27 protein-coding genes are annotated in these 24,908 nt (G+C 72.8%); 9 read left to right on the top strand and 18 right to left on the bottom strand.

The window, feature by feature from the left end; translation table 11 throughout:
- Nucleotides 1–19: 19 nt before the first annotated feature.
- Both tuf and AB0J02_RS16240 read right to left on the bottom strand, forming a co-directional pair.
- Entirely contained in the window at nucleotides 20–1,201 is a 1,182-nt protein-coding gene (tuf, locus tag AB0J02_RS16245; protein WP_363194310.1) for an elongation factor Tu, read from the bottom strand.
- 278 nt (nucleotides 1,202–1,479) lie between these two features.
- Complete coding sequence (locus AB0J02_RS16240) at nucleotides 1,480–2,187, bottom strand: DNA alkylation repair protein (protein WP_363194309.1); 708 nt, start codon at nucleotides 2,185–2,187, stop codon at nucleotides 1,480–1,482.
- 107 nt (nucleotides 2,188–2,294) lie between these two features.
- On the opposite strand from AB0J02_RS16240, the gene AB0J02_RS16235 reads away from it, so the two are divergent.
- Nucleotides 2,295–3,002 (top strand): TVP38/TMEM64 family protein, encoded by a 708-nt coding sequence (locus AB0J02_RS16235; protein ID WP_363194308.1) that lies wholly within the window; start codon nucleotides 2,295–2,297, stop codon nucleotides 3,000–3,002.
- Between the two features lie 41 nt (nucleotides 3,003–3,043).
- Here AB0J02_RS16235 and AB0J02_RS16230 read toward each other — a convergent pair whose 3' ends face one another.
- The 4 genes from AB0J02_RS16230 to AB0J02_RS16215 all read right to left on the bottom strand — a co-directional run bounded on the left by AB0J02_RS16230 (nucleotide 3,044) and on the right by AB0J02_RS16215 (nucleotide 7,182).
- Nucleotides 3,044–3,751 (bottom strand): cupin domain-containing protein, encoded by a 708-nt coding sequence (locus tag AB0J02_RS16230; protein WP_363194307.1) that lies wholly within the window; start codon nucleotides 3,749–3,751, stop codon nucleotides 3,044–3,046.
- The gene (locus tag AB0J02_RS16225) at nucleotides 3,745–4,674 is read right to left on the bottom strand and encodes a PmoA family protein (protein WP_363194306.1); all 930 of its coding nucleotides are present in this window, start codon (nucleotides 4,672–4,674) and stop codon (nucleotides 3,745–3,747) included. The genes AB0J02_RS16230 and AB0J02_RS16225 overlap by 7 nt, the downstream gene beginning before the upstream one ends.
- Entirely contained in the window at nucleotides 4,667–5,827 is a 1,161-nt protein-coding gene (locus tag AB0J02_RS16220; RefSeq protein ID WP_363194305.1) for a Gfo/Idh/MocA family oxidoreductase, read from the bottom strand. The genes AB0J02_RS16225 and AB0J02_RS16220 overlap by 8 nt, the downstream gene beginning before the upstream one ends.
- A gap of 167 nt (nucleotides 5,828–5,994) precedes the next feature.
- Complete coding sequence (locus AB0J02_RS16215; RefSeq protein WP_363194304.1) at nucleotides 5,995–7,182, bottom strand: MFS transporter; 1,188 nt, start codon at nucleotides 7,180–7,182, stop codon at nucleotides 5,995–5,997.
- An 83-nt stretch (nucleotides 7,183–7,265) separates the two neighbouring features.
- Here AB0J02_RS16215 and AB0J02_RS16210 point away from each other — a divergent pair, with 83 nt between their 5' ends.
- Together AB0J02_RS16210 and AB0J02_RS16205 are read left to right on the top strand one after the other, a co-directional pair.
- Nucleotides 7,266–8,249 carry a winged helix-turn-helix domain-containing protein gene (locus AB0J02_RS16210; protein ID WP_363194303.1) on the top strand — a complete coding sequence of 328 codons (984 nt, stop codon included), beginning with the start codon at nucleotides 7,266–7,268 and terminating at the stop codon, nucleotides 8,247–8,249.
- 183 nt (nucleotides 8,250–8,432) lie between these two features.
- The gene (locus AB0J02_RS16205) at nucleotides 8,433–9,308 is read left to right on the top strand and encodes an undecaprenyl-diphosphate phosphatase (protein ID WP_363194302.1); all 876 of its coding nucleotides are present in this window, start codon (nucleotides 8,433–8,435) and stop codon (nucleotides 9,306–9,308) included.
- Nucleotides 9,309–9,312: 4 nt separating this feature from the next.
- Here AB0J02_RS16205 and AB0J02_RS16200 read toward each other — a convergent pair whose 3' ends face one another.
- Nucleotides 9,313–10,026, bottom strand: a complete 714-nt coding sequence (locus AB0J02_RS16200) for an SDR family NAD(P)-dependent oxidoreductase (protein ID WP_363194301.1) — start codon at nucleotides 10,024–10,026, stop codon at nucleotides 9,313–9,315.
- Between the two features lie 101 nt (nucleotides 10,027–10,127).
- Here AB0J02_RS16200 and AB0J02_RS16195 point away from each other — a divergent pair, with 101 nt between their 5' ends.
- Nucleotides 10,128–11,024, top strand: coding sequence for a helix-turn-helix transcriptional regulator (locus AB0J02_RS16195; RefSeq protein ID WP_363194300.1), 897 nt, complete (start codon nucleotides 10,128–10,130; stop codon nucleotides 11,022–11,024).
- Between the two features lie 82 nt (nucleotides 11,025–11,106).
- Entirely contained in the window at nucleotides 11,107–11,259 is a 153-nt protein-coding gene (locus AB0J02_RS16190) for a hypothetical protein (RefSeq protein ID WP_363194571.1), read from the top strand.
- A 39-nt stretch (nucleotides 11,260–11,298) separates the two neighbouring features.
- Here AB0J02_RS16190 and AB0J02_RS16185 read toward each other — a convergent pair whose 3' ends face one another.
- Both AB0J02_RS16185 and AB0J02_RS16180 read right to left on the bottom strand, forming a co-directional pair.
- Nucleotides 11,299–12,039: a glucose 1-dehydrogenase gene (locus AB0J02_RS16185; RefSeq protein WP_363194552.1), complete on the bottom strand. Its 741-nt coding sequence runs from the start codon at nucleotides 12,037–12,039 to the stop codon at nucleotides 11,299–11,301.
- Nucleotides 12,040–12,074: 35 nt separating this feature from the next.
- Nucleotides 12,075–12,740, bottom strand: coding sequence for a hypothetical protein (locus AB0J02_RS16180; protein WP_363194299.1), 666 nt, complete (start codon nucleotides 12,738–12,740; stop codon nucleotides 12,075–12,077).
- A 298-nt stretch (nucleotides 12,741–13,038) separates the two neighbouring features.
- On the opposite strand from AB0J02_RS16180, the gene AB0J02_RS16175 reads away from it, so the two are divergent.
- On the top strand, nucleotides 13,039–13,509 hold the full coding sequence (locus AB0J02_RS16175; RefSeq protein WP_363194298.1) for a nuclear transport factor 2 family protein: 471 nt from the start codon (nucleotides 13,039–13,041) through the stop codon (nucleotides 13,507–13,509).
- A 111-nt stretch (nucleotides 13,510–13,620) separates the two neighbouring features.
- Nucleotides 13,621–15,195 (top strand): apolipoprotein N-acyltransferase, encoded by a 1,575-nt coding sequence (gene lnt / locus AB0J02_RS16170; RefSeq protein ID WP_363194297.1) that lies wholly within the window; start codon nucleotides 13,621–13,623, stop codon nucleotides 15,193–15,195.
- 3 nt (nucleotides 15,196–15,198) lie between these two features.
- On the opposite strand, the gene AB0J02_RS16165 is transcribed toward lnt, so the two are convergent.
- Entirely contained in the window at nucleotides 15,199–16,104 is a 906-nt protein-coding gene (locus AB0J02_RS16165; protein ID WP_363194296.1) for a Gfo/Idh/MocA family oxidoreductase, read from the bottom strand.
- Nucleotides 16,105–16,167: 63 nt separating this feature from the next.
- Entirely contained in the window at nucleotides 16,168–17,442 is a 1,275-nt protein-coding gene (locus AB0J02_RS16160) for an FAD-dependent monooxygenase (RefSeq protein ID WP_363194295.1), read from the bottom strand.
- 99 nt (nucleotides 17,443–17,541) lie between these two features.
- Here AB0J02_RS16160 and AB0J02_RS16155 point away from each other — a divergent pair, with 99 nt between their 5' ends.
- Nucleotides 17,542–18,177 (top strand): TetR/AcrR family transcriptional regulator, encoded by a 636-nt coding sequence (locus tag AB0J02_RS16155; protein ID WP_363194294.1) that lies wholly within the window; start codon nucleotides 17,542–17,544, stop codon nucleotides 18,175–18,177.
- 109 nt (nucleotides 18,178–18,286) lie between these two features.
- Nucleotides 18,287–18,748 (top strand): hypothetical protein, encoded by a 462-nt coding sequence (locus AB0J02_RS16150; RefSeq protein ID WP_363194293.1) that lies wholly within the window; start codon nucleotides 18,287–18,289, stop codon nucleotides 18,746–18,748.
- A gap of 30 nt (nucleotides 18,749–18,778) precedes the next feature.
- Here the strand turns inward: AB0J02_RS16150 and AB0J02_RS16145 are convergent, their stop codons facing one another.
- From AB0J02_RS16145 to AB0J02_RS16115, 7 genes are all read right to left on the bottom strand, one after another.
- The gene (locus AB0J02_RS16145) at nucleotides 18,779–19,333 is read right to left on the bottom strand and encodes a hypothetical protein (RefSeq protein ID WP_363194292.1); all 555 of its coding nucleotides are present in this window, start codon (nucleotides 19,331–19,333) and stop codon (nucleotides 18,779–18,781) included.
- A gap of 87 nt (nucleotides 19,334–19,420) precedes the next feature.
- Entirely contained in the window at nucleotides 19,421–20,104 is a 684-nt protein-coding gene (ung, locus tag AB0J02_RS16140; RefSeq protein ID WP_363194291.1) for a uracil-DNA glycosylase, read from the bottom strand.
- A 140-nt stretch (nucleotides 20,105–20,244) separates the two neighbouring features.
- Complete coding sequence (locus AB0J02_RS16135) at nucleotides 20,245–21,747, bottom strand: ABC transporter substrate-binding protein (protein ID WP_363194551.1); 1,503 nt, start codon at nucleotides 21,745–21,747, stop codon at nucleotides 20,245–20,247.
- Nucleotides 21,748–21,973: 226 nt separating this feature from the next.
- A complete protein-coding gene (locus AB0J02_RS16130) occupies nucleotides 21,974–22,741 on the bottom strand; it encodes an SDR family oxidoreductase (RefSeq protein ID WP_363194290.1) in 768 nt (255 codons plus the stop codon).
- A 17-nt stretch (nucleotides 22,742–22,758) separates the two neighbouring features.
- Entirely contained in the window at nucleotides 22,759–23,520 is a 762-nt protein-coding gene (gene fabG / locus AB0J02_RS16125) for a 3-oxoacyl-ACP reductase FabG (RefSeq protein WP_363194289.1), read from the bottom strand.
- A gap of 133 nt (nucleotides 23,521–23,653) precedes the next feature.
- Nucleotides 23,654–24,037 (bottom strand): DUF3037 domain-containing protein, encoded by a 384-nt coding sequence (locus AB0J02_RS16120; protein WP_363194288.1) that lies wholly within the window; start codon nucleotides 24,035–24,037, stop codon nucleotides 23,654–23,656.
- The gene (locus AB0J02_RS16115; RefSeq protein WP_363194287.1) at nucleotides 24,034–24,846 is read right to left on the bottom strand and encodes a HipA family kinase; all 813 of its coding nucleotides are present in this window, start codon (nucleotides 24,844–24,846) and stop codon (nucleotides 24,034–24,036) included. Before AB0J02_RS16115 ends, AB0J02_RS16120 begins: the two co-directional genes overlap by 4 nt.
- Nucleotides 24,847–24,908: the final 62 nt, after the last annotated feature.

Genomic DNA, 24,908 nt, shown 5'->3' with positions numbered 1-24,908 from the left:
GAGTCCCGGCCACACCGGCTCACTCGACGGTGGCGACCGTGCCGGCGCCGACGGTCCGCCCGCCCTCGCGGATCGCGAAGCCGAGCCCGGCCTCCAGGGGCACGTCACGGCCGAGCTCGACCGTCATGGTGACGGTGGAGCCGGGCCGGGCGACGGCCGCCTCGCCGAGGTCGACGTCGCCGACGACATCCGCCGTACGCAGGTAGAACTGCGGCCGGTAGCCGGTGGCGACGGGCGTGCTGCGGCCGCCCTCCGCCGCCGACAGGACGTACACCTGCGCGGTGAAGCGCCGGGCGGGCCGTACGCTGCCGGGCTGCGCGACGATGTGCCCGCGCCGCACCGCGTCGCGCGGCACCCCGCGCAGCAGCAGCGCCACGTTGTCCCCGGCCTGCGCCTCGTCCATCGGCTTGCCGAAGGTCTCCAGGCCGGTGACGACGGTCTCCCCTTCCTTGAGGGTCTCGGCCCCGTACACCCGCACCCGGTCGCCGACGCGGATCCGCCCGCGCTCCACGGCGCCGGTGACGACGGTGCCGCGCCCGCTGATGGTCATGACGTTCTCGACCGGCATCAGGAACGGCGCGTCCACGTACCGCTCCGGCATCGGGACGTAGGTGTCCACCGCGTCGAGCAGCGCCTCGATCGACGCTTCCCAGCGCGGGTCGCCCTCCAGGGCCTTGAGCCCGGAGACCCGGACGACGGGCACGGAGTCGCCGCCGTACCCGTGCGCGGACAGCAGCTCGCGGACCTCCAGCTCGACGAGGTCGGTGAGCTCCTCGTCGCCGACGTCCGCCTTGTTGACGGCGACGACGATGTGGTCGACGCCCACCTGCCGGGCGAGCAGCACGTGTTCGGCGGTCTGCGGCATGATCCCGTCGAGCGCGGACACGACGAGGATCGCCCCGTCGAGCTGGGCCGCGCCCGTGACCATGTTCTTGATGTAGTCGGCGTGACCCGGCATGTCCACGTGCGCGTAGTGCCGGGTGTCGGTCTCGTACTCGACGTGCGCGATGTTGATGGTGATGCCGCGCTGCGCCTCCTCGGGCGCCTTGTCGATCCGGTCGAACGGTACGAAGGTGCTCGCGCCACGGGCGGCGAGGACCTTGGTGATGGCGGCGGTCAGGGTGGTCTTGCCGTGGTCGACATGGCCCATGGTGCCGATGTTCAGGTGCGGCTTGGTGCGCACGTATGCCGTCTTGGGCATGGCTGGGTGGTCCCTTTCCGGAACATCTGAGTCATTCAGATACGCGAGGGCCTCCTGCGGGAGGCGGGGACCCCTGAGCCGTACCGACCCTCCCCCTGCGGGGTCCGCCGGAGTGTCCGGAGAGGGTCAGCTTCGCGCGCCGTCGACGGCTGCTGCGAGGAAGACGGCAGCCTTGGCAGCGTCCGCGACTGCGGACGGAGCTGCGGGGAAGGCGTGCCGGAACATGAGCAGAGCATCGCCGACCGGACGGGCGGCGTCGAATGGTTTTCACCGCCCCGTCAGGGGCCTGCGTTCTTCAGCGCTTCCCGCACGGACAGCGGCGCGAGCACGTCCCGGTGTACGGCGACGAAGGACCGTACGGCGTCGGCGTCGGTCTTCGCGTACTCGCGCAGACTCCAGCCGATGGCCTTGCGGATGAAGAAGTCGGGATGCGCGGCCTGCCGCAGGCAGTACGCGAACAGCCGCTCGGTGTCGGTGGCTTCCTTGTGGCGGAGCTGGTGCAGCAGTGCGGTCCTGGCCACCCACAGGTCGGGGTCGTCGATCCACGCGTCCATGGCGGCGGTGAGCTTCGGGTCGGCGGCGACCAGCCCGCCCACCACGTGTGAGGCGAGGGCGTCGACGGTGTCCCACCACGGGACGGTCGTGATCAAGTGCCGGGCGACGGGCAGGAAGCCGGACGAGAGGCGGCGCACGTGCCGGCGCAGCAGGTCGACGGCGAAGTACGCGTATTCGCGCTCGGGCAGTTCCCAGCAGCGCAGCGCGACGGCGGTGAGGTCCGCCTCTGTGGGGCGCGGTGTCCCCTGCAGCACCTCACGGGACAGTTCCCTGCGTGTGGGTGAGGCCAGTCCGAGGAAGGGGGCGATGTCCTTCATGTACGCGCGCATCCCCGCGGCACGCTCCGGGTCCGCGGCGGCGCCGTAGACGACGGGGAGCCGGGCGAGGAGGGTGTCGGCGAGCGCGCTGGGCGGCGGTACGGTGGCGGGCACGCGGGCTCCCTCGTGGCTGAGCGGCACGGCGAAAAATGAGAAGAACCGCCGGAAAAGTGAGACACAGCCTACGGCGATCTTATGGGCATGTCGGTTAGTCTCCCCGGATGTTCGAACCCGTAGCCGCCCGTCCCGTCGGCCTCGCCGCGCGCTGCACCAGAGCACTGCTCTCGCCTTGGTCGAGACTCTCGCTTCTGGTGGTGCTGCTGGCCGCGGGCGCGACGTGTGTGCTGCTCTTCGAACCGCAGCGGTTCCTGTCCGGCAGGTGGACGTCCGAGGTGGGCGGCGCGGTCGCGGTGGTGCTGTTCGCGGTGGCGTACGGGGTGTGCACGGTCGCGTTCCTCCCGCGCCCGCTCCTCAATCTGGCGGCGGGCGCCCTCTTCGGCTCGCAGCTGGGCCTGCTCGGGGCGATCGGCGGGACGGTGCTCGGCGCGGGCCTCGCCTTCGGCCTGGGCCGGATGCTCGGCCAGGACGCGCTGCGCCCGCTGCTGCGCGGCCGCTGGCTGAAAGCGGCGGACGGCCAGCTCAGCAGACACGGCTTCCGCTCGATGCTGGCGGCCCGCCTCTTCCCCGGCATCCCGTTCTGGGCGGCCAACTACTGCGCGTCGATCTCCCGCATGAGCTGGCCCGCGTTCCTGCTCGCCACAGCGCTGGGGTCGATCCCGAACACGGCGGCCTACGTGGTGGCGGGCGCGCGTGCGTCGACCCCGACGTCCCCGGTGTTCCTGATCGCGATGGGCTTCATCGCGGTCACAGGCGTGGCGGGCGCGCTGGTGGCGTGGCTGAAGCGCCACAAGCTGCGGGACAAGGCGTAGGGCACGCCGCGCGGACCGCGCGGCGCACCTCTCGGCAGGACTCAGTCGGTCCGGTACACGTCCAACCGGCCGCACATCCCGAACTTCCCGCGCGCGGAAGGCCTTTGGGACCGCACCGCGGCGTCGGCGAGATGCCCGGCGTCCCCGTCCACGAGCCGGTCGAGCTGGTGCCCGGTCGCGGCGGACGCGGCGGCGGCCCCCTGCTCCCACCGGGTACGCCACGCGTCGAGCCGGTGGTGTACGAGAGCGGCTGCCGCCTCGTGGAAGGCCGCGAGCTCCTTCGGCTCCTCGCGCAGCCGCAGGTACCCCTCGATCGCGAGGTCGCGCCGGGCCCGTGCCACCCGCTCCTGCTCCGCCTCGGGGGCGTCGGCGGGAATGGCCGTGGCGGCGGCGTACGTGTCGGGGTCGGTCAGGTACGCGGGCGGCAGCGTGAGCACGGCGTCGCCCGCCTCCGGCAGCCCGCTGTTCTGCATCAGGACGACGATGCGCAGGCCACCGTCCTCGTTGACGAGCCGGTGGATCGTGCCCGGCGTGAACCAGGCGACGGTGCCCGCCTCCAGCGGTGTCTGCTCGAAACCGGAGGCGGTGAACGTCTGGACGGCGCCACTCCCCGCGGTGACGACGTACCCCTCCGTGCAGGTCAGATGCATGTGCGGGGTGCCGCCGCACAGCCCGTCGGCGGCGGGCCAGTCGTACACCGACAGATGGGAGACGGCGACACCGCCGGGCAGCCCCCCGAAGCTCACCACGGGTGCTCCGCGAGGTACTTGCCGATCTCGTCGCGCTCCCACGCCCCGTCGGCGACGACGACGCGGTAGCGGCGGGTGAGGGTGGCGCCGGGCTCCAGGACCAGTTCGTCGTAGTAGGCGAAGGAGGGTGCCACCGCGGCGAACGGGTCGTTGCGCACGAACCAGTGCGCCGGATGGGCGCCCCGCTCCCCCAAGTGGTCGTTCTCCGGCGCGTGTTCGAAGACGAGGGTGGCGTGCCCGTCGGCCCCGTCGTGCTCCGCGCTGTACGCGAGCCAGGGCGCCTGCGTCCCCATGATCCCGGGCCCCTCGGCGTCGGCCGTCTGGACGCGGCCGCCGCGGAAGCCGCGCGGGCCGCGCCAGAACAGCCCGGTGTAGCCCGCGAGTTCACGGCCATGGGTGGTGGGGCTGCCGAACCGCAGGGGCTCGGCGCGGCGGTTGGTGACGGCGCTGGTCCAGGTCAGCGCGTAGGAGCCGGCGGCCGGGTCGACGTCGCGCACCTCGATGCGGCGCGACTCCTCGGCCCACAGCTCGCCGTCGTACGGGTGCCAGGTCAGGCGCTCGGCGATGATCAGCCCGCCCTCGTCAGCGCCGACCGTGTCGAAACCGACGTGGGCCATGGAACCGACCCGCTCGGGCAGCGCCTGGTAACCCTCGCCGTGGACGTAGCAGTTGCCTCCCCACAGGTTCTGGCCCGAGAGGTGCGAGGCGGTCATCTGGAGGCCCTTGTGCCAGCGGTGGTCGTTGGGCCGGTAGTCGGTGACGACGTCGCCGCTCAGCGTCCTGATCGGGTGGAGGTACGGCTTCGGGGCCTCCCATGCCGCTTCGGGCCGGTAGACGTAGGCGAACAGGTCGACGCCTGTGGTGGGTTCGGTGACGGTGATCCGGTCGCCGTGGGTGTGCACGACGCGCAGGGGTTCACTCATGGGTACCGGCCTCCTGGGTGGGCGCCCAGCCGGGGGCGCCGCCGTGCAGGGCTGTGTAGTACGGGTCGCCCGGGCCGATCTCGCCGGCCCGGACGGTGACGTCGGCGAACGCGGACTTGTACAGCGCGGAGATCAGTTCCAGGCTGGTGCGCCCGTCGGGCCCGCTGCTGCGCGGCCGCTCGCCCGCGCGCAGGGAGGCGACGAGTTCGCGCAGCTGGGCGAGGTGGGAGCTGGGCACGTCGGTGCCGAAGTCCCGCCAGGATGCGGCCAGTTCATCGGGCACGTCGCGCGCCGGGGTGACGGTCCAGTCGGCGTTCCCGTAGCCGTACAGATGGGTCAGTTCCAGGGTGGCGCGTTCGCAGTCGATACGGATGCGGCTGACCTCGTCGGGGCTGAGGACGCTGTTGACGACGGTGGCCAGGGCGCCGCTCTCGAAGCGCACGAGCGCGGTCGACACGTCCTCGGTCTCCACGTCGTGCACGAGCCGCCCGGCCATGGCCCGCACCTCGGACCACGGCCCGAGGATGTCGAGCAGCAGATCCATCTGATGAATCCCGTGCCCCATGGCGGGGCCGCCGCCCTCGGTGGCCCAACGGCCGCGCCAGGGCACGGAGTAGTAGGCGGTGTCCCGGTGCCAGGTGGTCTGGCAGTGGGCGACGAGCGGGCGCCCCACCTCCCCCTTGGCGAGCAGGTCACGCACGTGCCGGGCGCCCGAGCCGAACCGGTGCTGGAAGACGATGGCCGCGTACGGGCCGCCCTGCGCCCCCTCGGCCGCCTCGATGGCGTCGAACTCCTCCAGGGACGGGGTGGGCGGCTTCTCGCACCAGACCCAGGCGCCGGATTCCAGGGCGGCGACGGTCTGTTCGCGGTGCAGGGTGGGCGGGGTGCAGATGGAGACGAGGTCCGGCTGCTGCTCGTCGAGCATGCGCCGCAGATCGGTGTACGGGTGCGGGACGCCGCCGTCCGCGCAGAACCGGCGTACGGCGTCGTCGTCGATGTCGACAGCCGCGACGACGTCCAGTTCCCCCTCGGCGGCGAGCTGCTGGAGGGCCGGCAGGTGACTGCCGCGGGCGATGCCGCCGGTGCCGATGACGGCGGCCTTGAGGCGGTGGGTACGGGGGCCGGAGCGAGTCGGTGCGGGTGCGCTGCGCATGGGCGCGATCAACACTCCATCGGGGTGCGGTGACGGGACCTGACGCGAAGGGGCGGCGCCGTATAGCAAGCGCTTTCCCCTCCGTCGACGCTAAGCGGGCGGGGCGACGGGGGTCAACAGGGCGGAGGGGGTTGATCCACTCCGGGACGCCGCTCCCGGCACGGGCTTCACGGAGCGACCGGCCGCGGCGCCGGGCGATCCAGCGGGCGCAGACCGGGCGCCAGCGCGAGCGTGACGGCCAGGGAGACGGCCGCCAGGACCGTCATGGCCGTCGACGGCGACGTGGCCTCGGCCAGCGCGCCCGCGACGAGTGCCGCCACCCCTTGCGCCGAGAGCATCCCCGCGGTGTGCAAGCCCAGCGCGTGCCCGCTCAGTTCCTCCGGGGTCAGCGCCACGAGGCGCTCCTGCAGCAGCAGGCTCGCCGCGAACCCGACCGAGGCGAGCGCCACCGCGACGGCGGCGACCGGCAGGCCGGGCCGCACCGCGAACACCAGGTACGGCGTGGCCAGCAGCAGTCGCAGGGGCGCGCCGAGACGGGCCCGCCAGCGGGGTGGCAGGAAGCGTCCCGCGAGGACGTCCCCGGCGAGCATGCCGAGAGCGGCGCTCGCCAGCAGCAGACCCGCGTGCCGGGGGTCGTAGGGGACGAACAGGGCCTCGCAGCCGACGATCAGCCCGTTCGGCACCCACAGGGCCAGGTACACGTACCGGCGCGGCCGCGACGACCACAGACGCGCGTTGCCGCGCAGCGTCTCCGCGACCGACGGGCGGCCGGTGGCCCGCGCCGGGCGCCGGGTCAGTCCGAAGCGGGCGACGGCCGCCGACAGGCCGTACAGGCCCGCGGCGATCAGCAGCGTGCCGCGCGGCGACAGGGCCTGGACCAGGACGCCGCCGAGCGCGTACCCGAGGATCTGGCAGGTGCCCGTGCTCATGTTCAGGACCGAGCGGCCCAGCAGGTAGCCGTCGCGGTCGAGGATGTCGGTGAGCAGGCCGTAGCGGACGCCGCCGCCGAGGGCCGCGGGGACGCCCTGGGCCAGGACGAGGGTGAGCGCGGCCGCCGTGGGCAGACCCGGCGCGGCCTGCGCGGCGGTGGCGAGGCCCAGGAACAGCGGGAGTCCGGCGAGGGCCGCGCGCGGCGGCAGCCGGTCCGCCGCCGACAACAGCGTGAACGCGCCCACGACCTGGGCCAGCGCGGGGCCGAACATGGCGAGCGCGGAGAGCAGCGCCGACCCGGTCGAGGCGTAGACGAGCGAACCGAGGGCGAGGGCCGCGACCGTCTGGGCGGCGGTCTGGAGCGAGCAGGCCAGGAAGAACCGCGGGTACTCGGGTGTGGTGAACAGGTCCCGGTAAGTGCGCATGGAAGGAGGCTGCGGGGCCGCGCGCGGCGGGCGTTATTGTTTCGCGGACCGGCGAAAGGATCGGTGCGGCGAAGGGGGTGCCCATGGGCGTCTGGCAGGTCGACGCGGACACGCTCGCGGGCAGTCGCTTCGTGGTCTCGTCGCTGGCCGAGACCACCGCGAGCCTGAAGAAGCTGGCGGATCCCACCGCCGCCCACCCCGGCGAACGGCAGTGGCTGGACACCCACCTGCCCGCCTACCGTGCGCGCCTCGCCGCGGACCCGCTGACGGCGCTGCTGGTGGACGCCGCGTTCGGGGCGACGTGGACCGCCGACTTCGTCACGCCCACGCCGGCCGGCCTTCTTGACCTCGACCTGGACGACGGCCTCGGCCGGATCCGCGCCACACCACCGCAGGCCGTACGCGCCGATCTCGCGGTCTCCTCCCCCGGTCCGCTGCCCGCCGCCCTGGTCCGCGCCGACGACCTCGCGGAGCGCACCGCCGCGCTTTTGGAGTGGGTGTGGCGGGAGACGGTACGGCCGCAGTGGGCACGGCGGCGCCGCGTCATCGAGGCCGATGTCGTCGCCCGTACCCGGCAGTTGACCGTCGGCGGCTGGACGGCGGCGTTCGGCGGCATGCGTCCCGCCATGCGCTGGCTCGGGGACGGGCGGCTGCGGATCAACGCGCACGATTATCCGCCGCGCGACCTCTCCGGGTCCGCGCTGCTGTTCGTCCCCGTCACCCCGCAGCAGGGCTGGTTCTCCTGGGAAGCGGCCGCCGACCGGTACGCCGTGGTGTACCCGTGCGCGGGCGCCCTCGCCGACGCGGGCCGGGCGGCGCCGCCCTCGGGGCTCGCCGCGCTGATCGGGCCCGCCCGCGCCCAGGTCCTCGTCCTCCTCGGCCATCCGCTGACGACAACCCAGCTGGTGGCCCTCACCGGCCAGGGCCTCGGCTCGGTCGGCCGCCATCTGAAGGTGCTGCTCGACGCCGGTCTCGTACGGCGCCGCCGCGCGGGGCGCTCGGTGCTGTACTACCGCGCCCCGGCCGGGGACGCGCTCCTGGCGGCCCAGCGGGAGGCCGGACCGTAGAAGCCGTGCCGCAGGACATGTCAGGCGGGCCCTCTCAGGCGGACCCTGTCGCAAGCCCGTCACTTTCGGGCGCTACGCTGCCCACGCACGCGCCCCGGGGTTCCTCTCCCGGGGGCGCGCAGACCTCTGCCCGGACCGCGTTCGCGGCCGGTTCCGCCCGCACCCTGGATCGCGAATCTCCCCATGTCTTGGTTCGAATCATTCATTCTCGGACTCGTCCAGGGGCTGACGGAGTTCCTTCCGATCTCGTCGAGCGCCCACCTCCGCCTCACCGCCGCCTTCGCGGGCTGGAGCGACCCGGGCGCCGCCTTCACGGCGATCACCCAGCTCGGCACGGAGACCGCGGTGGTGATCTTCTTCCGCAAGGACATCGCGCGGATCATCTCCGCGTGGTTCCGCTCGCTGACCGACAGGACCATGCGCGGCGACCACGACGCCCAGATGGGCTGGCTCGTGATCGTGGGCTCGATCCCGATCGGCGTGCTCGGTGTGACGCTCAAGGACCAGATCGAGGGCCCGTTCCGCGATCTGCGGCTGACGGCGACGACGCTCATCGTGATGGGCGTCGTCCTCGGCGTCGCCGACCGCCTCGCGGCACGGGACGAGACGGGCGGCCGGCACCGGGCCATCCGCACCCGCAAGGAGCTCAAGGACCTCTCCGTCAAGGACGGCCTGATCTACGGCGTCTGCCAGGCGATGGCCCTGATCCCCGGCGTCTCCCGGTCCGGCGCCACGATCAGCGGCGGTCTCTTCCTCGGGTACACCCGCGAGTCGGCCGCCCGCTACTCGTTCCTCCTCGCCATTCCCGCGGTGCTCGCCTCCGGTGTCTTCGAGCTCAAGGACGCGACCGAGGGCGGTCACGTCGCGTGGGGCCCGACGATCTTCGCGACGGTGATCGCCTTCGGCGTGGGCTACGCGGTGATCTCGTGGCTCATGAAGTACATCTCCAGCAAGAGCTTCATGCCGTTCGTCTACTACCGGATCGCGCTGGGCATCGCCCTGTTCGTGCTGGTCAGCATGGGTGTGCTGAGCCCGCATGCCGCCGAGTCCGCCGGCTGAGCCGTCACCAGGCCACGGGGCCCCGGGCGTCGAAGTACCCGCCCGTCGGTCCGTCGGGCGGGACCTGGGCCATCCGGACGATGATCTCCGCGCCCTGCTCCACGGTCTGGACGCCGGTGTTGCCGTTGAGGTCGGTCTTGGTGAAGCCCGGCTCGACGGAGTTGATCCGGATCTCCGGGAACGCCTTCGCGTACTGCGCCGTGAGCATGTTCACCGCGGTCTTCGAGGCCGGGTAGGCGATGCCGGGGTAGCCGTACGCCGGGGTCGTGGGGTCGGTGACCAGGGCCATCGAGCCGAGGCCGCTGCTGACGTTCACGATGACGGGGGCGGTGGAGCGGCGCAGCAGGGGCAGGAACGCGTGGGTGACGCGCAGCGTGCCGTAGAGGTTCGTCTCGAACAGCGGGCGCAGGGTGTCGACGGTCTCGTCGGCGGGGGCGACGATGCCGTTGCCGTCGGTGCGGCCCTCGATGCCGGCGTTGTTGACGAGGACGTCGAGGACTCCGCCTCCGTCGGTGTCGATGGCGCGGACCGCGGCGGCGACGGACGCGTCGTCGGTGACGTCGATGACGACGTGGCGGGCGCCGAGCTCCTCGGCGGCGCGGCGGCCCCGCTCCGCGTCGCGGCTGCCGACGTAGACGGTGTGCCCGGCGGCGACGAGACGGCGGGCGGTTTCGAAGCCCAGGCCCTTGTTGGCCCCGGTGATGAGTGTCGTGGTCATGGGTCCAGGTTCGGTCCGGCGCCCCGGCGCAGCCAGCCGTCCCGTCTTCCTGGGACTCCCGGTACCAGGAAGATCGCTGCCGTTCGGTGCACAGTGGGGGCATGGTGAGCGCGGAGTTCGGGAGCCTCGAGGCCTTTGGGGACGCGGTGCGGCGGTGGCGGGACCGCATCCCGCCCGAGTCGGTGGGGCTCACGGCGGCGGGGCAGCGGCGCGCGGCCGGGCTGCGCCGCGAGGAGCTGGCCCTGCTGGCCGGCATCTCGGCCGACTACGTCACCCGCCTCGAACAGGGCCGGGCCACCCATCCGTCGGACCAGGTCGTGGAGGCGCTCGCGCGTGCGCTGCGGCTCTCCGCGGCCGAGCGGGCGCATCTGTTCCGGCTCGCCGGTCTGGCGCCGCCCGGCCCCGACCGGGTGCCCGCCACGCTCACGCCGAGCGTGCACCGGTTGCTGCGGCGGCTGTCCGGTACGCCCGTCGCGGTGTTCGACGCGGCGTGGACGCTGCTCCTGGCGAACCCGCTGTACACGGCCTTGCTGGGCGAGCGCCCCGAGTGGCGCGGCCACGGGCGCAACGGCGCCTGGTGGACGTTCCTCGGTCCGACGGGCCGGGTGCGGCAGAGCCCCGAGGCCCGGCGCGCGATGGAGGCGGCCCTCGTCCTCGACCTGCGCACGACCGCGGGCCGCTTTCCGGCCGACCCGCGGCTCGGCGAGCTGATCGCCGAACTGCGGGCGGACAGCCCCCGGTTCGCCGAGCTGTGGGAGTCCGGGGCTGTCGGGCGGCACGAGGCGGCGCGCAAGACGGTCAATCACCCCGAGGTCGGACCGCTGACGCTGGACTGCGACATTCTGACCGTCGCGGGCGACGAATTGCGCGTCATGGTCTACACGGCCGAGCCCGACTCCCTGGACGCGGACCGCCTGTCGCTGCTGGCGACGACGGTGCTGCCCGCTCTCACGACCGCACCCCCGGACGCCAACTCCCTTACGGACTTGATCACTTGACGCAGCCAAGTGCTCGCTCAGGGTTCCCTTCCGGTCGCCGTGCACGTAGCCTGGGCACATGCCGCCTGTTACGCCTGGTTCCGTGCGGTCTGCCGAAGAAGTGAACGAGCAGATCCGGGGCTTGTGGCTGCGCGCGGGCGGCCGGCTCTCCACCGAGCAGCGCGCGCAGTACGCGCTGCTCGTGACGGAGTGGGCCGACGCCGTGCGCGCCGAGGGCCTCCACGAAGCCGCCTGATCCGCCGCCCGGTCCGTCACGCCTTGCGGCGAGCCGGCTTCAGCGTCCGCCCGCGACCCTCACCACCGTGCCCGTCGTGTACGCGGCATCGTCCGACAGCAGCCAGGCGATCGCCGCGGCGACCTCCTCCGCGCTGCCGGGGCGGCGCAGCGGAATACCGGGGGCGGCCTGCGCGGCCCGGTCGGGTGCGCCGCTCGCCGCGTGGATCTCGGTGTCGATGATGCCCGGCGCCACCGCGTTGACCCGCACGCCCGCCGGGCCGAGTTCCTTGGCGAGGCCGAGGGTGAGCGTGTCGACCGCGCCCTTGGACGCGGCGTAGTGGACGTAGTCGCCGGGGCTGCCGAGGGTGGCGGCCGCGGAGGACAGGTTCACGATGGCGCCCGTTCCGGCGGCGCTCATGTCCCGGGCGGCGCGGCGGCAGCACAGCAGGACACCGAGGACGTTGACGTCGACGACGCGGCGCAGGTCCTCGGTGCTCGCCTCGGCGAGCGGGCCGAGCGCGGAGGTGACACCCGCGTTGTTCACCAGGCCGGTGAGCGGGCCGAGACGGTCCACCGCCTCGTCGAACATCCGCTCGACGTCAGCCTCTTGGGACGTGTCCGCGCGCAGGACGACGCAGCGGACGCCGGTGGCGACCACGGCTTCGGCGACCCGGTCCGCCGCGCCCTTGTCGTGGACGTAGGAGAGCGCGATGTCGTGCCCGTCGCGGGCCAGCCGCAGCGCGGTGGCGGCGCCGATGCCTCGGCTGCCACCGGTGACCAGGGTGGTTCGGCGGGGGATGTGAGGGCGGGTCAAAGGGTCCTCCCGGACGGTGATCATGTCGCGCGAGGGGCACCGTACCAGCGCCACTTCCCGACGCGCTCGCGCCCGGGGAGATCACCACGACCGGTCAGCCACAGCAGGGCCGGCCAGGGTTCGACGCCGTCGGGGGCGTCCGGGAAGAGGCGGTGCAGCGTACGGGCGCAGAGGCCGGCGGGCGCCGCGAAGTCCACGCCGAGCCCTCGCGCCAGGTCGTGGGCGTGCAGCAGCGTCTCGACGACACCCATCGCGGCGAAGCCCTCGGGGTCGCTGATCCCGAAGACGTGGTGGGCGCGCGCGGTCGCCGGCGTCACCCGCGTGACGGCGGCGAGCAGGCCGCCGCAGCCCTCGATCACCTGGAGCAGCCCGGCCGGTCCGACGGCCGGTTCGGCGGTGATGGTGTTCCGGGGCCCCTCGGGGCGGCGCCGTGACCCGCCGAAGGGTTCCCTCTCGTCCGTCGAGGGCCGCGGCGAACCGATCTTGGCCGCGTACCAGAACAGGTCGTCGGCGAGGTGCTCCCCCGTCTCCCAGCACGTCCACTCCAACGATCCCGCCGGGACGTCCCAGTCGGCGTCGAGCGCGGGGCGCAGCGCGGTCACGGCGAGTTCGACGGCCCGCGTCACGTCGTCGGCGGTGACCGGCCCCGGGTGCGGAGACGTCGAGGTGTTCGAATCTGTTGACATGGGGCGACCGTAACAGCGACGCGTACGGCCGCCCCGGGGATTTCCGCCCCTCGGGGTCAGGCCTTGCCCTGGCCCGCCTTCTTGGCGATGCGACGCCTCTGGCGCGGTGTCAGTTCCTTGCGGGCCGTCTGCTTCCCGTACGCGGCCCTGCGATCGTCGTTCTTCATCAACTACCCCCATACTGACGTGAGTTGACTGCGGTGCGATGACCGGTTCACCGATGGCCGGATGCTACCCGCGTGAATCCGCATGGCGCACGCCCCTTGGCTGGACGCACCGGGGGCTCGACACTTGGCCGATGACGCAGCGTGTGGAACTGGCGACGGTCCTGGACCGTCTCGCGGTCGACGAGTTGGTGACCGGGTACGCGGTGGCCGTGGACGACGGCGACTGGACGGCGTACCGCGCGCTGTTCGCACCGGACGGCCGCGCCGACTACCGGGACGCCGGCGGCGTGGAGGGCAGCGCGGAGGAGATCGCGCGCTGGCTGACGTCCACCATGGAGCTGTTCCCGATGCGGCAGCACCTGATCGTGAACCGGCTGGTGCGGTTCCACTCCGTCGACCGGGACATCGGCGACACGGCCCAGGTCCAGGCCGACTACATCAATCCCATGCGCTTCGCCGGCGACGGCACCGCACCGGACTTCGTGTGCGGCGGCCGGTACGCCTTCGGACTCGTGCGTACGGACAGCGGCTGGCGGCTGCACCGGGTGACCGTCCACGAGAAGTGGCGGCGCACCCCGGAGCGGGCCGCCGCCGGCGCGTGACCGCCTCCCCACCCCGCCCGGCACCCACTGTCGTTGATCGTTTCCGGGGCGCACACTGAGGGCACGCGACGGGGGACATCGAAGGTCGTACGCACAGGGAGGCGCGGGCCCATGGAGCGGTGGCGGCAGCGGCTCGGTTCGTCGTTCCGGTGGCGCGGTGGCGCGGCACTCCTCGCGGGCGCCCTGCCCGCGCTCGCGTTCCCCGCGCCGTCGTGGTGGTGGTTCGCGTACGTCGCGCTGGTGCCATGGATGCTGCTGGCGCGCTCGGCGGGCACGGCTCGCCGCGCGGCGCTCGACGGCTGGCTCGGCGGCCTCGGGTTCATGCTGGCGGCGCACCACTGGCTGCTGCCGAGCCTGCACGTCTTCACCGTCCTGATAGCGGCGCTGCTCGGTGCGCTGTGGGCGCCCTGGGGCGTGCTGCTGCGCAGGCTGCTGCACGGTGCGCCGACGCCGGGCCGGGCGACGGCCGCGCTCGTGGCCGTCCCGTCGGGCTGGCTGATGGTCGAACTGGTCCGTTCCTGGCAGGGGTTGGGCGGGCCGTGGGGGTTGCTCGGCTCCAGCCAGTGGCAGGTCACGCCGACGCTGCGGCTCGCCTCGGTGGGCGGCGTGTGGCTGGTGAGCCTGCTCGTGGTGACCGTGAACACCGGGATCACGGTCCTTGTCGTCGCGCGCGGGGCGCGGGCCCCCGCGGTGGCCGGGCTCGTCGCGACCGTCACCGTCACCGGTGCGGCCTGGGCGTGGGCCCCGCGCCCGCAGACCGACGGGCAGCTCCGCATCGCCGTGGTGCAGCCCGGCGTGATCGGCGGCGACGACAGCGGTGTGCGCCGGTTCGACCGCGAGGAGGCCCTGACCCGTCAACTGGCCGGGCGGGACGTCGACTTGGTGGTGTGGGGCGAGAGCAGCGTCGGCTTCGACCTGGCCGAGCGCCCCGACCTCGCCCGCCGGATCGCGGCGCTCTCCCGGACCGTCGGCGCGGACGTCCTGGTCAACGTGGACGCGCGCCGCCCGGCCTCCGGTACCGGCACACGGAGCCGGGGCATATACAAGAGCTCGGTGCTGGTCGGCCCCGACGGTCCGACCGGTGAGCGCTACGACAAGATGCGGCTCGTCCCCTTCGGCGAGTACGTGCCCGCACGCTCACTGCTCGGCTGGGCGACATCGGTCGGCAAGGCGGCGGGCGAGGACCGGATGCGGGGCACGCGCCAGGTCGTCATGGACGTACGGCACGGAAACCGGGAGCTGCGGATCGGGCCGCTGGTCTGCTTCGAGTCGGCGTTCCCCGACATGACGCGCAGCCTGACGCGGGACGGCGCGCGGTTGCTCCTCGCACAGTCCTCGACGTCGACCTTCCAGCACAGCTGGGCACCCGAACAGCACGCGTCGCTCGCCGCGCTGAGGGCCGCGGAGACCGGCCGTCCGATGGTGCACGCGACACTGACCGGGGTGTCCGCGGTGTACGGCCCGGACGGGGAGCGCGCGGGCGCCTGGCTGCCCACCTCGGCGAGTGCGGCCCGCGTGTACGAGGTGCCGACGGCCCACGGCAGCACGCTGTACGTCCGCTTCGGCGACTGGCCGGTGCACGCGGCCGTGACGGTGCTCGCGGTGCTGGCCGCGGCGGAGGCGGCACGTCTGCTCAGGCGCCGGGCTGCGGCGTCCGGGGCGCCGCCCGCCCGCGTCGGGCTGTGAGAGTCAGGCGGTGCCGCGCGCCACCTCGCGGACGACGCGCTCGCACAGCTCGTGCGTGGCGAGGGCGTCGCGGGCGCTGAGCGTCCTGCCCTCCCGTACGGCGTCGAGGAAGGCGAGCACGACCTGCTCGATACCGCGCTGGCGGGCGACCGGGACCCAGTCGCCGCGACGGCGGACGGTCGGCTGGCCCTTGTGGTCGACGACGTCGGCCAGGTTGATCACCTGCCGCTTGGTGTCCTGCCCCGACACTTCGAGGATCTCCTCGGAGGAGCCGCTGAGCCGGTTCATGACGCCGAGCGCGGTGAAGCCGTCGCCCGCGAGCTGCAGCACGACGTGGTGCAGCAGGCCGTCCTCGACGCGGGAGCGCACCGTGATGTCGTCGACCGTGCCGGGCACGAGGAAGCGCAGGGTGTCGACGACGTGGATGAAGTCGTCGAGGATCATCGGGCGCGGCTTCTCGGGCAGGCCGACCCGGTTCTTCTGCAGGAGGATCAGCTCGCGCGGGTGCTCGACGCACTGCGCGTAGCCGGGCGCGTAACGCCGGTTGAAGCCGACGGCCAGGCTGACGCCCCGCTCCTCGGCCAGGTTCACAAGCCGCTCGGAGTCGGCGAGTTCGTAGGCGAGGGGCTTGTCGACGTACGTGGGGACACCCGCTTCCAGGAGCCGCGTCACGATCTCGGGGTGCACGGCGGTCGGCGCGTGCACGAAGGCCGCGTCGAGACCCTGCGCGAGCAGCGTGTCCAGGTCGGCGTGGCGCTGCGCGTCGGGGAGGTGGAACTGGTCGGCGACGCGCGCGAGAGTCGCGGGCGTACGGGTCTGCAGATGCAGTTCCACCCCGGCCCGCGTGGTGAGCACGGGCAGGTACGCCTTCTGCGCGATGTCCCCGAGTCCGATGCAGCCGACCTTCACGTCCTGTACTCCTCCATAGCCCTGCCCCGTCCGTTCGGGCAGCATACGGGGCCGCAACTGGGGCTACACCCGCTCGCCTGTGTACATATACGGCCGTTCCTGCGGGGGCCGCCAGTCCGCGACGCCGTCCATGCCGCGCAGCATCAGCGCGGGCCCGACGAGGCCGACGGCGCGGACGGCCGCGTCGCGCAGGGCGGTGCCCGGCCGGTTGCCGAGCATGCTCACGCGGCTGACCGTCCTCGCCCGGCGCGCGACCATCGCCGTGCGCGGCTGTCGCTCGCGGGTGTAACCGGCCAGGTCCGGCGGGGCGTCCGGGGCCGCGTGGTGGGCGAGGACGACCGCGTCCTCGATGGCCTGGTTGCCGCCCTGTCCGAGCGTCGGGGCCATGGCGTGCGCGGCGTCGCCGAGGAGGGCGACGCGGCCCCGGTGGAAGGCGGGCAGCGGTTCGGCGATGTGGTGCACGTCGTTCCGCAGCACCTGGCCGGGCTCGACCGCGTCGAGGACGGCGGGGATCGGATCGTGCCAACTCCCGTACCGGCGCAGGAGTTCCGCCCTCTCGTCGCCGTCCGCGGCGGCTTCTCCGGCGGGGACCGTCGCGGCGGCGTACGCGTAGACCGTGCCGTCGGCGAAGGGGTGCGTGCCCCAGAGCTGACCGGGCCCCCAGGTCTCGTGCTCGACGAAGGCGTGGTCCAGCGGCGGTACGAGGACGCGCCAGGTGGTGAATCCGGCGTACGCGGCGCCGGGGTGTTCCGGGAACAGGGCACCGCGCACCGCCGACCGGATTCCGTCGGCGCCGACCACCAATTCCGCCTCCAGGTCTCCGTCCGGGGTGGCGACCCGGGCGGGGCGGCTCGGTTCGGCGGGGTCACCGGCGTCGGCGAGACGCGCTTCGGACGCGGTGCGCACGACGCCGGCGGGCAGCCGTCCCGCGAGCTTGTCGACGAGGGTCGCGCGGTGCAGCAGGACGAGGGATCCGCCGAACCGCTCGGCCGCGCGGGCCGGATCGGCCCGTGACAGCCAGCGGCCCTTCGGGGTGAGCAGGCCGCCGTCGCCCTCCCAGGCGGCGAGCGAGCGGATCTCGTCGCCGAGTCCGACGACGTCGAGGGCGCGCTGCGCGTTCGGCGCGAGGGAGATGCCCGCCCCGACGGGCTTCAGCTCGCGCGCCCGCTCCAGTACGGTCACCCGCCAGCCGCGCAGATGGAGCGCCAGGGCCGCGGTGAGCCCGCCGATGCCGCCCCCGACGACGACGGCCCTGGGCGCGGTCTGCGGCGTACGCCTCGCGGATACGGGTGCGGGTCCCGGAGCGTGTGCGGGTCGTGTGTCCTCGGCCGATGCCATGACGCCTGATGCCTCCCCATGGGCCAGCTTCGTTACACCTGTAGTGAAGCGATGCCATGACCGTACTACACCTGTAGTTGCCGCGATAGGTTGTTCCCCATGTCCACGTCCCGCGCCACCGCGCCCCGCCCCGCGAACGACCCGGCGGCCTCCCGCCCCGACCGGATCGCCGACGCCGCCCTGGTCCTGCTCGCCGAGCGCGGCATGCGCGGCCTGACCCACCGCGCGGTGGACGAAGTCGCCCACTTGCCGCAGGGCTCGACGTCCAACCACGCCCGCACCCGGCTCGCCCTGCTCGAAGCGGCCGTGCGACGGCTCGCGGTGCTGGAGGGAAAGGTGCTCGCGGTGGACGAACTGCCCGGACCCGCGAGCGGCCTGCCCGCCCTGATCGACGGCATGGCCCTCGCTCTGCACCGCTATCTGACGAGCAACCCGCAACTACTGGTCAGCCGTTACGAGTTGGCGTTGGAGGCGACGCGCCGGCCCCAACTGCGCGTGTTCTTCGACGAGACGGGCAGCCGGTTCCGCCGCCCTCTGACGGAGCTGCTGCGGGCCGCGGGGTCGCGGACCCCCGAACGGCACACCCTGTCGCTGGTGGCGTGGACCGAGGGGATGATGTTCTCGTGCGTGGCGGGCTCGTTCCACACGGCTGTGCCGAGCCTCGCGGAACTGCGCAAGGGATACGGGGAGTTGCTGCACGGCATGCTCGACACCCAGGGCATCGACCAGTCCTGAGAAACCGGGGCGCGAGGCATCAAGCCCGAGGCATCCGCCGTCACCCGTGCGGGGCAACCTCGCCCGCTGCGGTTCCCTCATCGCGGTCGCGTCCAGCAGAGTTGCCCGGGTGCCCAGAAAGCCCAGCTCAGTCGCGCTCCTGGTGACGGCGGCCGCCGCCGTCACCGCCGCCACCGCGTCCGGATGCATGAGCGTCCACACCCCGACCGCACCGGCCACGCCGCCGCCGTCCGTCGTCGCCCCGGCGCCCCGCCCCGACGGCCACGCCGACCGGCCACTGGTCCAGGCGCCCGTGCGGGAGGCCCTGAAGCGCACCGGCCCCTCGCCGCGCCACGCCCCCGCCGCCCCGCACACCGAGGCCCCGCCGCCGCCTCCCGAGCGTGCGGTGACGCCGCCCCGCCGCGCGGCACCGCCGAAGCCGGCACCCCGCCCTGCCGCGCCGAAACCGGCGCCGCGCTCCGTGCCCAAGCCTCCCGCCCAGACCGATGTCTGCGCCCTCGGGCGGCAGTACGGCGGCTGGGACCCGGACAGCCCGCAGTCCGTGATCTGCCGTAACGCGTACGGCAGTTGACCCCACCCCGCGCCCGTACGAAAACCCCGGTCAGGAGCTGCGGCGCGGCGGCCCCAGCGGCTCGCCGCCCGGGCGGCCGCCGTCCCCGCCCCCGTCGTCACCCTCGACCGGCAGTCCGGCCACCCGCTGTTCCAGCCGGGTGAGGGCGGCGCGCACCCCGTCCCCGTATCCGTCGTCACCCAGGGCGTCGACCACCGACCACGCCCGTGCCAGATGGCTGCGGGCCGCTCCGGGGCGGCCCAACTTCACGTAGTCCGCCGCCAGATTCAGGTGCAGCGACGGATACAGGGCCCGCAGCGCGAGGGACTCCTCGTGTGCCGCGAGCCGCTCCCCGGTGAGCCCGTCGGCTGCGGACAGGGCGCGCAGGTCCCAGGCCAGCTCGTCGGCCGGGTCGTCCTGGGTGTCGGCCATGTAGTGCGCGAGCGTGCAGCGGTGCAGCGGGTCGCCGTCCTCGCCGATCTCCGACCAGAGACCGAGGAAGCGGTCCCGCGCCTCTTCGCGGTCCCCGGCGTGCGCCAGCATGACCGCCTGCCCGATGCGGGTCATCATGGCGTCGTCCGCCGCCTGCGCGCGCTGCTGGGCCACTGGCTCCTCCAAGATTCCGACCGGCCGGGCGCCGGTCCCGGCTACCGACGCTAACGGCCGCCACCGACAATCCAGGTCAGGCGCGGCTCAGCCCAGATCCGGGATGCGCCAGTCGATCGGCTCGTGGCCCTGCGCCGCCACGGCCTCGTTGATCTGCGTGAACGGCTGCGAGCCGAAGAACTTCCGCGCCGACAGCGGCGAGGGGTGCGCCCCCTTCACGACGATGTGCCGCTCGGTGTCGATGAGCGGGAGCTTCTTCTGCGCGTAGTTGCCCCACAGGACGAAGACCGCCGGATCGGGACGGTCGGCGACGGACCGGATCACGGCGTCCGTGAACTTCTCCCAGCCCTTGCCCTTGTGCGAGTTGGCCTCGCCGGCCCGCACCGTCAGTACCGCGTTCAGCAGCAGGACGCCCTGCTCGGCCCACGGCATCAGATACCCGTTGTCCGGGATCGGGGTGCCCAGCTCGGACTGCATCTCCTTGTAGATGTTGCGCAACGACGGCGGCGTCCGCACGCCGGGCCGCACCGAGAAGCACAGCCCGTGCCCCTGCCCCTCCCCGTGGTACGGGTCCTGTCCGAGGACGAGCACCTTCACCTTGTCGTACGGCGTGGCGTCGAGCGCGGCGAAGACCTGCTCGCGCGGCGGGTAGACGGGGCCCTTCGCGCGCTCCTCCTCCACGAACTCGGTGAGCTCCTTGAAGTAGGGCTCCTGCAGCTCCTCGCCGAGGACGCCGCGCCATGACTCGGGCAGCATCGCGGTGTCGGTCACGTGAACAACCTCCGGGGTACGGGCACTTGCACGGCCACGCGCGCGTCGCCACCCGCACAGCCGCTTCTGACACCCACGAACCTACCGGCGCCCACTGACAATCACGGTCCGGCACCTCGAACCACCGCGCGGCCCGGGCCTCACCAGCTGGTCTTGCGCTGCAGCTCCCACATCATCATGATCGTCGACGGGTCGAGGGCGCGTTCGCCGCCGGAGAGCTCCTCGCTGGCCGCGATGTACTGCTTGCCCTGCCACAGGGGCAGCAGCCGGGAGTCGTCCGCCATGATCTGCTGGGCGCGCTCGAACTGCCGCACCACGGCGCCCCGGTCGCTCTCGCCGCGCGACTGCGGCAGCAACTGGTCGGTGATCACGGGCGAGACGTACGGCGTACTCACCGCGTTGTCCTGCCCCACGAAGGGCGCGATGAAGTTGTCGGCGTCCGGGAAGTCCGGGAACCAGCCGCGCCCGAACACCGGGTACTCGCCGTCGCGGTACCCCTTCTCGTACGTCTTCCACGGCCTGCTCTTCAAGGTCACCGTGAACAGTTTCGATGCCTCCAACTGGCGCTTGATCTCGGTGAACTCGGGTTCAGTCGCCGAGCCGTAGCGGTCGGTGGTGTACCAGAGGGTGAGCGGCACCGGCGCGGTGATGCCCGCCCCGGAGAGGAGTTCGGCCGCCTTGGCCCGGCTGGGATCGCCGAAGTCGTCGAAGAAGTCGGTGGTGTGGCCCGCGAGGCCTCTGGGAACCATGGAGTACAGCGGTTCGACGGTGTCCTTGTAGACCTTGTGCGCGATGGCCCCGCGGTCGACGACCTGGGCGACGGCCCGGCGCACGGCGCGCTTGCCCGCCCAGGGGTCCTTCGGGTTGAACACGAGGTAGCTGATCTCGGTGCCCGCACCTTCGACGAGCTGCAGACCCGTGGCGTCGTGCTTGCCCTGCAGATCCACGACGTCCTCGGCGGCGAGACCACGGAAGGTCGCGTCGATCTCCTTGGACTTCAGGGCGGCGACCATCTCGGACGACGTCGTGAAGTAGCGGATCGTCACGGCGTCGTTCTTGCGGTCCGCGAACCCCTTGTAGTGGGGGTTCTCGACCAGTTCCGCTTTCGTGTCGTCCGTGTAGGACCGCAGCGCGTACGGGCCGGAGCCGGTGACCTTGCCGTCCGCGCGCAGTTCCTTGGCCGGGTACTCCCCCGGGTCGACGATGGACATCGCGGGGGTGGCGAGGACGAACGGGAACGTGGCGTCCGGCTTGGTCAGATGGAACGTCACGTCGCGGTCGCCCCGGGTCTCGACCCGGTCGAGGCTGCCGAGCAGGCCGTTCGGGCCGCCCTTGACGCCGATCGCGCGGATCCGGTCGATCGAGTACTTCACGGCCGCGGCGTCGACCGGGTCCCCGTCGGAGAACTTCATGTCCTCGCGCAGCTCGCAGTGGTAGACGCGGTTGGTGGTGTCCTTGAAGGAGCAGCGGGCCGCGTCGGCCTCCGGTGCCGCGGCGCCCGAGGGGAAGGCGACCAGGGTCTGGTACACGTTGCGGAACAGCTCCCACGAGCCGTCCCAGGAGGCCGCCGGGTCGAGGGTGCTCGGCGCGCTGGTGGTCCCCACCACGATCGGCTTCTCGTCGTCGGAGTCGCCGGATTCCATTAGTCCGCACCCGGCGAGCAGGGTGACGGATGCGGCGACTGCCAGTGTGCGTGGGGCAAGCAACCGTAGGGACACGCGCACGCTCCTCGATCGGCCAGGCCAAGAGTCGGCAGACCATATCGCAGTACCCCGCCGGTTCAACTACGTGTTCCGACGGGGTACTTGAGACGCGAGGGCGTTTGTCAGGCGTTGTCACGCGACGCCCGCAATTTCGCCCCGCGGGACGTCAGGCGACGCCCGCGTTGAGGAAGATGCCGCCGTCCACGACGAGCGTCTGCCCGGTGATCCAGTCGGCCTGGTGCGAGGTGAGGAACGCGGCGGCGCCGCCGATGTCCTCGGGCACGCCGAGCCGGCCCAGCGGGTAGGCGGCCGCGGCCTCGGCCTCCCGGCCCTCGTACAGGGCCTGCGCGAACTTGGTCTTCACGACCGCCGGGGCGATCGAGTTGACCCGCACCTTCGGCGCGAACTCGTGCGCCAGCTGGAGCGTGAGGTTGACCATGGCCGCCTTGCTCATGCCGTACGCGCCGATGAAGGGCGAGGCCGACACACCGGCCACGGAGGCGATGTTGACGATCGCGCCGCCGTTCTCGCTCTGCCACGCCTTCCATGTCCGCTGCGCGAAGCCGAGCGCGGAGACGACGTTCGTCTCGAAGACCTTTCGGGCCACGTTCAGGTCGAGCTCGGCCATCGGGCCGAACACCGGGTTCGTACCGGCGTTGTTGACGAGGAAGTCGACGCGGCCGAACGCCTCCATGGTGCGGTCGACGGCGGCGGCCTGGTGCGCCTCGTCGTGGGCCTTCCCGGCTACGTGGATGACGCGGTCGGAGCCGAGAGCCTCCACGGCCTCCTTGAGCGCGTCCTCGCCGCGTCCCGTGATGCAGACGCGGTCGCCGCGGGCGACGAAGGCCTCGGCGATGCCGTAGCCGATGCCCCGGCTGGCGCCGCTGACGAGGGCGACCCTGCCGGACAGGGGCGGGAGTTCAGAAGTGGTCATGTCCGTTGCCTCCGGGCTTAGTTGAGCGGTCCGCCGGCGACGTACATGACCTGACCGGAGACGAAGCCGGCCGCGTCGCCCGTGAAGAAGGCGATGGCGTTGGCGATGTCCTCGGGGCGGCCCACGCGGGCCACCGGGATCTGCGTGGCGGCGGCCGCCTGGAACTCCTCGAAGCCCATGCCGACACGGTCGGCGGTGGCCTTGGTCATCTCGGTGACGATGAAGCCGGGGGCCACGGAGTTGGCGGTGACGCCGAACTTGCCGAGCTCCTTTGCGAGCGTCTTGGTGAAGCCCTGGAGACCGGCCTTGGCGGCGGCGTAGTTGACCTGGCCGCGGTTGCCGAGCGCCGACGACGAGGAGAGGTTCACGACGCGGCCGAACTTGGCGTCCACCATGTGCTTCTGGACGGCCTTGGACATCAGGAACGCACCGCGCAGGTGCACGTTCATGACGGTGTCCCAGTCCAGGGCGCTCATCTTGAACAGCAGGTTGTCGCGGAGCACGCCCGCGTTGTTGACGAGGATGGTCGGCGCGCCGAGCTCCTCGGCGATGCGCGCGACGGCGGCGTCGACCTGCGCCTCGTCGGAGACGTCGCAGCCGACGGCGAGCGCCTTGCCACCGGCGGCGGTGATCTTCTCGACGGTGTCCTTGCAGGCGGCCTCGTCGAGGTCGATCACGGCGACGGCGCGGCCCTCTTCGGCCAGACGGATCGCGGTGGCGGCGCCGATGCCGCGCGCCGCTCCCGTGACGATCGCTACGCGCTGCTCAGTGGTGGACATGCTCTCGGTCTCCTCGCCCTAGAGGGCGGTCGCGCCGCCCGGAACGGGTGAGCGACCGCTTAGTACCCTGTGCGGGTGACGCTAGAAGCCCTGGCACCCGGTGTCAACGTACCCACCCCGTGCCCCTGATCACTCAGCGCACCAGAAGGGTGAGAAGCCGCTCCGCCTCGGCCGCCGGATCCGCTGTCAGGCCGGTGTGCACGGGCCCCGGCTGCACCACCGTCGAGCGGGGCGCGATCAGCCACCGGTAGCGCCGGCCCGCGTCGTCGGCCGCGGCCTGCCCCGCGCTCTCGCCGCCCCGGCAGTGCCGCTCGACGGCGCCCAGCAGCGCGCGTACGCCCACCACGTCGGCCTCGGGGTCGAGGGCCAGGAGCCGGGCCTCGTCCAGGTGAGTGAGCGCGGTGACGAAGGACTTGGCGCGGCAGTAGACGACCACGCCCGCGTTGATCTGCTCGCCGCGCTCGACGCGCGGCACGACCCGCAGCAGCGCGTACTCGAAGACGTCACGCTCGTTCATCCGGCTGCTCCTTGTGTCACCCAGCCGGTCGTTCGCGCGACCGAGGTCGCGCCGGTCGCCGGCAGTTCGATGCGCTCGTGGACGGTCGCGGCGCGCTCCGCCAGCGTCTCGACGTACGCGCGCCGCACCGCGTCGGGGCTGTCGAACCCCGGCTCGTCCGCGAGCCACACGTCGGGCACGTCGGCGGCCGCCCCCGCGAGGAGTTCCTCGGTGACGCGCGGCGCGAGTGCGGCGGCGGCCGCGGCGATGTCGGGCCCGAACGGGGCGAGGGCGTGGTCGGTGGCGTCGTACGGCCTGGCCGCCCAGGCGGGTGCGCCGCGCCAGTTGTGGTGCCAGATCATGCTGGCGCCGTGGTCGATGAGCCACAGATCGCCGCCGTGGACCAGCATGTTGGGGTTGCGCCAGGAACGGTCGACGTTGTTGATCAGCGCGTCGAACCAGACGACCCGGCCCGCTTCCCGCGGGTCGACGGTGTACGCGAGCGGGTCGAAGCCGAGTGCGCGCGGCAGGAACCGCATCCCGAGGTTGGTGCCGCCGCTCGCCTTGAGCAGCTCCTGCACCTCCGGGTCGGGTTCGCCGAGCCCGATGACCGGGTCGAGGCCGAGAGCGACGAGCTCCGGCACCCGGAAGCCGAGCCGCCGCGCCAGCTGCCCGCAGATCACCTCGGCGACAAGCGTCTTGCGGCCCTGGCCCGCGCCGCTGAACTTCATGACGTACGAGATCAGATCATCGGCCTCGACCAGGCCGGGGAGCGATCCGCCCTCCCTCAATGGGGTGACATAGCGGGTCGCCGTGACTTCGGTGAGCATGCGCCCAGGTTATGAGATCGGCGAGACGTTGAACGCTCCGGGATCACGGCACGTACGGGAAA

The organism is Streptomyces sp. NPDC050264, from assembly GCF_040655895.1.
Classification (GTDB): Bacteria; Actinomycetota; Actinomycetes; order Streptomycetales; family Streptomycetaceae; genus Streptomyces.
Note: the sequence above shows the minus strand (reverse complement) of the source record. Positions and strands in the feature narration are given on the sequence as shown.

What these genes read in the sequence shown, in the direction of transcription:
- tuf (WP_363194310.1), bottom strand. Translation starts at nt 1,201, where the DNA reads ATGCCCAAGACGGCATACGTGCGCACCAAGCCGCACCTGAACATCGGC.
- AB0J02_RS16235 (WP_363194308.1), top strand. Translation starts at nt 2,295, where the DNA reads ATGTTCGAACCCGTAGCCGCCCGTCCCGTCGGCCTCGCCGCGCGCTGC.
- AB0J02_RS16225 (WP_363194306.1), bottom strand. Translation starts at nt 4,674, where the DNA reads ATGAGTGAACCCCTGCGCGTCGTGCACACCCACGGCGACCGGATCACC.
- AB0J02_RS16220 (WP_363194305.1), bottom strand. Translation starts at nt 5,827, where the DNA reads ATGCGCAGCGCACCCGCACCGACTCGCTCCGGCCCCCGTACCCACCGC.
- AB0J02_RS16215 (WP_363194304.1), bottom strand. Translation starts at nt 7,182, where the DNA reads ATGCGCACTTACCGGGACCTGTTCACCACACCCGAGTACCCGCGGTTC.
- AB0J02_RS16210 (WP_363194303.1), top strand. Translation starts at nt 7,266, where the DNA reads ATGGGCGTCTGGCAGGTCGACGCGGACACGCTCGCGGGCAGTCGCTTC.
- AB0J02_RS16205 (WP_363194302.1), top strand. Translation starts at nt 8,433, where the DNA reads ATGTCTTGGTTCGAATCATTCATTCTCGGACTCGTCCAGGGGCTGACG.
- AB0J02_RS16200 (WP_363194301.1), bottom strand. Translation starts at nt 10,026, where the DNA reads ATGACCACGACACTCATCACCGGGGCCAACAAGGGCCTGGGCTTCGAA.
- AB0J02_RS16195 (WP_363194300.1), top strand. Translation starts at nt 10,128, where the DNA reads ATGGTGAGCGCGGAGTTCGGGAGCCTCGAGGCCTTTGGGGACGCGGTG.
- AB0J02_RS16180 (WP_363194299.1), bottom strand. Translation starts at nt 12,740, where the DNA reads ATGTCAACAGATTCGAACACCTCGACGTCTCCGCACCCGGGGCCGGTC.
- AB0J02_RS16175 (WP_363194298.1), top strand. Translation starts at nt 13,039, where the DNA reads ATGACGCAGCGTGTGGAACTGGCGACGGTCCTGGACCGTCTCGCGGTC.
- lnt (WP_363194297.1), top strand. Translation starts at nt 13,621, where the DNA reads ATGGAGCGGTGGCGGCAGCGGCTCGGTTCGTCGTTCCGGTGGCGCGGT.
- AB0J02_RS16160 (WP_363194295.1), bottom strand. Translation starts at nt 17,442, where the DNA reads ATGGCATCGGCCGAGGACACACGACCCGCACACGCTCCGGGACCCGCA.
- AB0J02_RS16155 (WP_363194294.1), top strand. Translation starts at nt 17,542, where the DNA reads ATGTCCACGTCCCGCGCCACCGCGCCCCGCCCCGCGAACGACCCGGCG.
- AB0J02_RS16135 (WP_363194551.1), bottom strand. Translation starts at nt 21,747, where the DNA reads ATGGAATCCGGCGACTCCGACGACGAGAAGCCGATCGTGGTGGGGACC.
- AB0J02_RS16130 (WP_363194290.1), bottom strand. Translation starts at nt 22,741, where the DNA reads ATGACCACTTCTGAACTCCCGCCCCTGTCCGGCAGGGTCGCCCTCGTC.
- fabG (WP_363194289.1), bottom strand. Translation starts at nt 23,520, where the DNA reads ATGTCCACCACTGAGCAGCGCGTAGCGATCGTCACGGGAGCGGCGCGC.
- AB0J02_RS16120 (WP_363194288.1), bottom strand. Translation starts at nt 24,037, where the DNA reads ATGAACGAGCGTGACGTCTTCGAGTACGCGCTGCTGCGGGTCGTGCCG.
- AB0J02_RS16115 (WP_363194287.1), bottom strand. Translation starts at nt 24,846, where the DNA reads ATGCTCACCGAAGTCACGGCGACCCGCTATGTCACCCCATTGAGGGAG.